The following is a 7,288-nucleotide window of genomic DNA, read 5'->3' on the forward strand; positions in this document are numbered from 1 at the left end:
AACCCAGCGCAGGCCACACGCAGTTCGTGACGTGGCTGGCCGAATGTTTCGGCCTCGCACCGGCCGTGCACCCGGAACGCCTCGTGAAGCGGGCGGTAGCGGCCCATCCCAAGCTTTCCGCGCGCTACGGTCGAAAGGGCCAGTAGCGCCCCCTTGTGTCTTCTATAAACTTCTGTTAACCTCTGATTAATCAGCTTACACCCCGTCGTTCAGAGGTTCACCCATGTCTCGCACCTCCCTGCTGGCCCCCCTGGCCGTGGCGGTCAGCCTCGCCCTGGTCGGCTGTGGTACCACGCCGAATGCCACAACCCGTCAAGCGGAGGCGCTGGGTGCCTCGCGCGCGCCCCTGATCAAACCGCAACCTGCCAAGCCCGTGTCACCGACCAAGACCGACGCGGCCAAGCCTGACGCCACCAAGAAGGATGGCGACGTCAATGTGCTGGGCGCCTGGAACGGGCGTATCGGCGGTCGTCTGGCGCGCATCTGGGTGCCCTACCCGAACGCGATCGAGGCCGACATGGAAGGCATTCGCTTCAGTGGCCAGGCCTGGCCCACCAGGGTGGTCGGCACCCTCTACCGGCCTGGCTTCGGCCCGCAAGCCGTCTCACTGTCGATCTTCGGCGCGATGATCGATGGCCGCGTCGGCGTTCGCTCGGTCAACGCCACTTTCGCGCAGGGCGGGTGGCTGGTCGGTCGCGCCGGCGAACGTCGCTGCTCGCTGAGCGTGCTGCCCAACGCCATCAACGGCCAGATGGCCGGCCTGTCGGTCTGGATGTCGGGCGTGTGGTACCAGCCGGGCGAGGAGTGGGGCGTGGCCGCCGCGCTGCTGGCCCTGATGGCAGGGCTCTGAGCCTCACTCCGGAGGCACTGTCCTGGCGCAGCCGCCCGGCAGTCATCGGGGGCTCCAGCGTGTCAGCTCCATCATCTGGGGGGACTGTCCAGCGACAGTTCCCCCAGCTTTCGTTCCCGCCCCCTGCCCACGATCACCGCTTGAATGCCTCCGCCAAGCCCCTGCTGCCACAGCCTGCTTCAGTGACTGGCTGGGATCGCTCCCTGCAGCCAAGCCACGGTCGGGCCGTCGGCCGGTGCCCAGTCCAGACGGTGAAGCTCCGCGGCGGCCACCCAGCGCAACTCGGCGTGCTCCAGCGGCGTCGGCTGTCCGGAAACCAGCACCGCCCCATAGGTTCTCAGGCGAATCGGGCGGGGCGCAGCCGGATGCAAGTGATCCACCAGCAAGGCCTCGACCCGGATCACGCAGGCCAGTTCCTCGCGGATCTCCCGCACCAGCGCCTCCTCGGGCGCCTCGCCCGCTGCCAGCTTGCCGCCCGGGAACTCCCAGACGCCGGGCATCGACATGCCAGGCCCACGCAGGGCGCAGAGCACCTCGCCGGCCGCGTTGTGAATCACGGCCCCGACCACGTCGAGCGGCGCAGCAGCTTCAGATTGCACGGGAGCCACCTTTCCTGTGTCCTCGCCGGTTTCTTACCGCAAAATCGGCATCGGCACCAGGGACCTGACAGGCTTCAAAAGGCCATCACGGCAAACAGCACCGGGGCGCTGTAGGCCATCAGCGTCATGACCAGGTTCACGATCGCCTCGATGCAGTCGGCAGCGCGCTCGGTCCATTCAGCCGGCTGGACGTGACGCGCTGGTTCCGGCTCCTCAAACGCGCGCGTCATGTGGTCGAGTCCTTGAAGGCCGGCGCGCGATGCGGAGGCTTCGGCGCGCGGCAGGGGCTGGCGCGCAGTGCGCGTGGGCCACGTGTCGCGCGACCACGGATGCGGCTCCGCCGCGACCGGCGCTGGCGAAGCCGATGGCCGTCTGGAGGCCTGAGGGAACGTAGCGGGGACGGCGATCGCCGTGACGAGTCGGGAATACAGGGGCATCTGAAACCATCGGCTGGGGCAGTCGGGTGACGGTTTCTTCCTGAGCCGCGCCAACAGGACGCCAACAAGGCCTTCGCTTGACAGACGCGGCAGGAACCCGATACGGTCGAGGCCCTGGCGGCCTGTGAGCCTCAGGCCATCTGCCTCCCGCGCGGCCCCCGCGACGTGTTCTCCCAGGAGTCGCTGCCCCATGTCCCTTCGCATTGCCATCGTTGGCAGCGGCATCTCCGGTCTGGTGACGGCCCACCTGCTCTCCCGTCGCCACGCCATCACCGTCTTCGAAGCGGACAGCCACGTCGGCGGTCACACCCACACCCACGACATCGAACTGGGGGGGGAACGTCAGGCCGTGGACACCGGTTTTATCGTCTTCAACCACAAGACCTACCCGCATTTCACCCGTCTGCTGGCCAGCCTCGGTGTGCCCTCGGACGAGACCACGATGAGCTTCAGCGTGCGCTGTGCGCGATCGGGGCTGGAATACAACGGCACCTCGCTCGACACCCTGTTCGCGCAGCGACGCAACCTGTTCTCACCGAGTTTCCTCGGCATGGTGCGCGAGATTCTGCGCTTCAATCGCGAGGGCCTGGCCCAGGCCGGCCAGATGCCGGGCGCCAGCGTGGGCGAATGGGCGGCTCGTCACGGTTACAGCCGACGCTTCCTGGATCATTACCTGATTCCCATGGGCGCCTCGATCTGGTCCTGCCCGCCCGGCCAGTTCCTGCAGTTTCCTGTGCGCTTCGTGATGAATTTCTTCGACAATCACGGCATGCTGCAGGTGAACGACCGCCCCGTCTGGCGTGTGATCCGGGGTGGCAGCGCCCGCTACGTGGAAGCCCTGACCGCACCCTTCGCCGACCGCATTCGCCGGGCCACCCCGGTGCTGGGCGTGCGCCGACTGGCCGACGGCGTGGAGGTGCGCACGCCAGCCGGCCTGGAGTCCTTCGACGAACTGGTCATGGCCTGCCATGCCGACCAGGCGCTGGCCTTGCTGGACGATGCCAGCCCGCTGGAACGTGAGTTGCTGGGCGCGTTCCCCTACCAGACCAACCAGACCGTACTGCATACCGACCCGGGGCTGCTGCCGCGGAAACGGCGCGCCTGGGCCGCCTGGAACTACCACATCCCGCCCGAGGCCGGTGAGGCCGTCACCTTGACCTACAACATGAACATCCTGCAGCGCTTGCGTTCGTCGCGCACGTTCTGCGTGTCACTCAACGCGCGAGAGGCGATCGCCCCGGACCGCATCCTGCGCGACCTGACCTACCATCACCCTCTCTTCGCCGCCTCGCGGGAAACGGCGCAGTCGCGGCACCAGGAACTGATCCGCACCAACCGCACCTCGTACTGCGGGGCCTACTGGGGCTACGGCTTCCACGAGGATGGGGTGAACAGCGCCCTCGCGGTGGGCCGCGCCTACGGCGAGGCGCTGGCCTGATGGAGAGTTGCCTCTACGAGGGGGCGGTCTGGCACCGGCGCCACCATCCGGTCACGCACTGGTTTCAGCGCCGCCTGTTCATGGTCTATCTCGACCTGGCCGAACTGGACCAGGTCTTCCGCGGGCGCTGGCTCTGGTCGACCACGCGCCCGGCGCTGGCCTGGTTCCGTCGCGGCGACCAGTTCGGGGATCCGGCCGTGCCGCTGGATACGGCGGTGCGCGACCTGGTGGAAGCGCAAACGGGGACACGCCCCAGCGGCCCCATCCGGCTGCTCACGCACCTGCGCTACTTCGGCTTCGTCTTCAACCCGGTCAGCTTCTACTACTGCTACTCACCCGACGGCCAGCAGGTCGAGACGGTGGTGGCCGACGTCAGCAACACGCCCTGGGGCGAGCGGCACCTGTACGTCCTGCCGGCCCAGCCCGGTGAGGCCATGCGCTTCAAGCTGCGCAAGGTCTTTCACGTCTCGCCATTCATGCCGATGGACGTGGACTACGACTGGCGCTTCACCCCACCCGGACGGCGGCTGGCCGTGCACATGGTCAATCAGCGCGAGGGCAGTCGCCTGTTCGAGGCGACGCTGGTGCTATCGCGACGGGCGATCGACGGGCGATCGCTGCGCCGGATGCTCTGGCGCCATCCCGCCATGACCATGATGGTGTTCGCCGGCATCTACACCGAAGCCTTCCGCTTGTGGCGCAAGCGCACCCCATTCTACGCGCACCCACGCCACGGGTCCGCCTAAGACGCTTCCCCGGGCGTTCCAACCAATCGCCAATGGCCCGCGCGAAATTCGAAAAGTCACCCAATCGGTCGCTGGCCAACGCGTGGACGAGCGACCAATCGATCGCCCGGTCATGATGAACGGCCAGATTGCGAAAGCCCACGGCACGGCGCAATCGTTGAGCCAACGCGGATTCGATCACATCGGCGTCGCCACACAAGCGTACCCCTCGCGTGAGAATCTCACCGAGCAAGGGTTGCCCCACCTCCCGCAGGTCGACCAGGTCGACAGGGCGGCCCGTCGACTCGGCCAGATCCGCCATCAAGGCCAGGCGCTCAGTGGGCGAAAGCGGGACCTCCGTCGCGATCGCCAGGTCGAGATCACTCTCAGGTCTTGCCCGTCCTTCGGCCAGCGAGCCGAACAGGATCGCCAGGCTGATGGCCGGTTGTCGCTGCAGCGCAGCGCGGAGAGTCACAAGCAGCTGCGGGTCGAACGCTGGCGGCACGCTGGACAATGGGGGGGCTCCTCGCATCACGTCCGGGCTCATCATACCCGACCTGCGTCTTGCCAGCGGCGCTCACGCAGCGGGGAGGCCCAGGTGGCCTCTCCGCCGCGTGTTTCATCGCGAGGCTCAGGGCCACGCTGTCGACTGGGCTCCCTTGCCCGTCGCGCTCAGGCTGCCTGGGCCTCCGATGACGCAGGTGGCTGGTGCTCCAGCCAGCGCCGCAGCACCAGCCACAGCACGAGTGCGGACAGCACCCCCTTGAGGAAGTCCGTGGCCGCCACCGCCACGGCCGTCCAGGCCATCAGGAAGACGTGGAAGCGCTGATGCGCCAGCACCTCCTCCACCTCCTGCCACTTGACCATGCCGACTGCGACATAGAGCAGGATGCCGCCGATGCAGGCCATCGGGACCATCTCCAGATGGGAAGCCAGAAAAGCCGCCAGCAGCAGCTTGAAGACGGCCTTGAAGATCCCGGCCAGTGGCGAGATGGCGCCGAGGCGGATGTTGGCCGCCGTGCGCGCCAGGGCCCCGGTGTGGGGAAAACCGTTGAGCAGCGGCACGATCACCTGCACCCAACCCTGGCCCCACAGTTCCTTGTTCGGATGAAACGGGGTCCGGTCGTTGCCCGCCAAACGATCCGCCATGCGGGAGCACAGCAGGCTCTCGACCCCGGAGACGAAGACGATCGCGGCCACAAAGAACACCAGGTCCGTCAGGAACGGCAGATTCCACTGGATCGGGGCCGGCGCCGCAAACACCCAGAAGTCGGTCGGGATGCTCGCGTACTTCTCCTTGATGTTCACCAGGCCCTTCTCGGCCCAGGCCGTCTCGGCAATCCAGGTGCCGACGCCGAGGGCGATCAGGGGCGCCGGAATGAAGGGCGAGATGCGCAAGGCCACCTTGGTGACGGCAAAGGTCGCAATCGCGAGGAGTGCCGCATACCAGTTGATGTCATGCCGGTGCTGCCAGATAACCTCCAGCTTCCCGACCAGTTCGATCGGCAGCTTGGCGTTCAGGCCCATCATGTCGCCCAAGGAGGACCCCGCAATCACAAAGGCGATGCCGATCGTGAAGCCGACGACGATCGAATGGGGCACCCGACTCACGATGCGGCCGGCCCGGGCGAGGCCCATCACGATCAGCACCAGGCCCGCCAGGAGCGAGGCCAGCACCAGGAAGCCCTGGCCGTGCTTGGCCATGATGGCGGCGATGAGTGGGATGAAGGCGGCCGTGGGGCCGTAGACCTGATATTTGGAGCCGCCGAACAGCGCGCCGACGGCGCCGGCGATCGCCCCGCCCACAATGCCCTGCTCGGGCCGCAGGCCGGAGGCCATGGCAAATCCCATGGCCAGGGGGATCGCCACCATGGCGACAACCAACCCTGCGGCCATGTCTCGCGTCAGGTTGAGCCAGAGCGAGCCTCGGGTGAGGTCCTCGTAGCGAGCGTCAAAGGGATTCAAATAAAAGCGCAGACGCGCGAAGAGGGAGGTCTCCGCCTGGACGCGGAGGTCGTAGGTATTGATCACGATGGTGTCCTCACGCGCTCACGGTAGGGTGCGCGATCACCGTCTCAGGTGCGAGGGGCAAAAACTGGCCAGTGCCGGGCTCGTAGGCGAACACCTCACCCGACTCGATCTTGTAGACCCAGCCGTGCAGATGGAGTTCGCCGCGGGCCAGACGGGCAGCCACCACCGGATGTGTGCGCAGGTTCTCGAGTTGAACCAGCACGTTCTCCTCTGTGGCGGCCTTCACGCGCGCCTCGCCGTCCCGGTCGGCGTAATTCTCCTCGATGATGCGCCGCGTGGCTGCGGCGTGGCTGAGCCAGGCCCGCATCAGTGGCAAATCCTCCGTCACGCCATCGTCGAGCAAGGCGTGCATGGCACCGCAGTGGGAGTGACCGCAGACAATGATGTCTTTCACGCCCAGCGAGGCCACGGCATATTCGATCGTGGCGGCTTCGCCCCCGCTGCTAGCACCGTGGGCCGGCACGAGGTTACCCGCCAAGCGGATGATGAAGAGTTCCCCCGGCCGGGTCTGGGTGAGCAGGTTGGGGTTGATGCGCGAGTCCGAGCAAGTGATGAAGAGCGTTTCGGGCCGCTGCCCGGAGCGCACCAAGCGTTCGAACAAGGCGCGGTTGGTGTCAAAGTAGGTCTGCTGAAATTGATGCAGACCCTGCACGAGTTTTTCCAAGATAAAAGGCTCCAGAAGCCAGCGCGACGAAGTGAACACATCACCGTCGAGGCGCTGTCGGGGAAAGCAAGCGGGGGTATGCGTCGCGGCAAGCGCGGCGCTTGCTTCAAGCCACTGGAGGGGCGCGTGGCTGGTGGGGCGGAGCCCTGGGACTGGCCGGGCAGTAGGCCTCGCGACGGGCGAAGGCAAACGGCCGAGCGAAACCGGCCCGCTTACCTTGTCGCCGTTGCGTGCGAGCGCGGCCGAGGCGCTGGGCCTGATGATGCCAGGTGCGGGATTCCGGCCGGGCCGCTTCCTGGTCCACCACCCACTCCAGGCCGGAGTTTTCCTGATGCTCGGTGAGCGAATGGCTGGCTTCGGACGTGCCCGCGAAGAGCATCAGGCAAGCCAACAAGAGACCCAGGACCACCTGTATCGGCTTCCCGCAGCGACTCTTAACTGGGCGCCGGCTCCCCAGCGAGTAGCGCAGACACGGATTCTCCATCATGGTCAGGACAACAGTAACACGGTCGAGGAGAGTCTGGCCAGCAAAATCGCCATCTCC

Annotated in this window: 8 protein-coding genes and 1 pseudogene; 3 read left to right on the plus strand and 6 right to left on the minus strand. The window is 66.7% G+C overall.

Annotated elements, in window-relative coordinates; genetic code table 11:
• Positions 1-223: 223 nt before the first annotated feature.
• The gene (locus VKP62_04040) at positions 224-850 is read left to right on the plus strand and encodes a hypothetical protein (protein MEB3196355.1); all 627 of its coding nucleotides are present in this window, start codon (positions 224-226) and stop codon (positions 848-850) included.
• Between the two features lie 179 nt (positions 851-1,029).
• On the opposite strand, the gene VKP62_04045 is transcribed toward VKP62_04040, so the two are convergent.
• Together VKP62_04045 and VKP62_04050 are read right to left on the minus strand one after the other, a co-directional pair.
• Positions 1,030-1,449 (minus strand): (deoxy)nucleoside triphosphate pyrophosphohydrolase, encoded by a 420-nt coding sequence (locus tag VKP62_04045; protein MEB3196356.1) that lies wholly within the window; start codon positions 1,447-1,449, stop codon positions 1,030-1,032.
• Between the two features lie 74 nt (positions 1,450-1,523).
• Positions 1,524-1,679, minus strand: a complete 156-nt coding sequence (locus VKP62_04050) for a hypothetical protein (protein MEB3196357.1) — start codon at positions 1,677-1,679, stop codon at positions 1,524-1,526.
• A 397-nt stretch (positions 1,680-2,076) separates the two neighbouring features.
• Here VKP62_04050 and VKP62_04055 point away from each other — a divergent pair, with 397 nt between their 5' ends.
• Positions 2,077-3,324 carry an FAD-dependent oxidoreductase gene (locus VKP62_04055; protein ID MEB3196358.1) on the plus strand — a complete coding sequence of 416 codons (1,248 nt, stop codon included), beginning with the start codon at positions 2,077-2,079 and terminating at the stop codon, positions 3,322-3,324.
• Positions 3,321-4,070, plus strand: a complete 750-nt coding sequence (locus VKP62_04060; GenBank protein MEB3196359.1) for a DUF1365 domain-containing protein — start codon at positions 3,321-3,323, stop codon at positions 4,068-4,070. The genes VKP62_04055 and VKP62_04060 overlap by 4 nt, the downstream gene beginning before the upstream one ends.
• Before the next feature lie 43 nt (positions 4,071-4,113).
• On the opposite strand, the pseudogene VKP62_04065 reads toward VKP62_04060, so the two are convergent.
• From VKP62_04065 to VKP62_04080, 4 genes and pseudogenes are all read right to left on the minus strand, one after another.
• Positions 4,114-4,599, minus strand: a pseudogene (locus VKP62_04065) (nucleotidyltransferase domain-containing protein).
• A gap of 122 nt (positions 4,600-4,721) precedes the next feature.
• Positions 4,722-6,080, minus strand: coding sequence for a SulP family inorganic anion transporter (locus tag VKP62_04070; protein MEB3196360.1), 1,359 nt, complete (start codon positions 6,078-6,080; stop codon positions 4,722-4,724).
• 10 nt (positions 6,081-6,090) lie between these two features.
• The gene (locus tag VKP62_04075) at positions 6,091-6,744 is read right to left on the minus strand and encodes a carbonic anhydrase (GenBank protein MEB3196361.1); all 654 of its coding nucleotides are present in this window, start codon (positions 6,742-6,744) and stop codon (positions 6,091-6,093) included.
• Between the two features lie 106 nt (positions 6,745-6,850).
• Positions 6,851-7,153: a hypothetical protein gene (locus VKP62_04080; protein ID MEB3196362.1), complete on the minus strand. Its 303-nt coding sequence runs from the start codon at positions 7,151-7,153 to the stop codon at positions 6,851-6,853.
• Positions 7,154-7,288 lie beyond the last annotated feature (135 nt).

It is taken from the genome of Candidatus Sericytochromatia bacterium, from assembly GCA_035285325.1.
Taxonomy (GTDB): domain Bacteria; phylum Cyanobacteriota; class Sericytochromatia; order S15B-MN24; family JAQBPE01; genus JAYKJB01.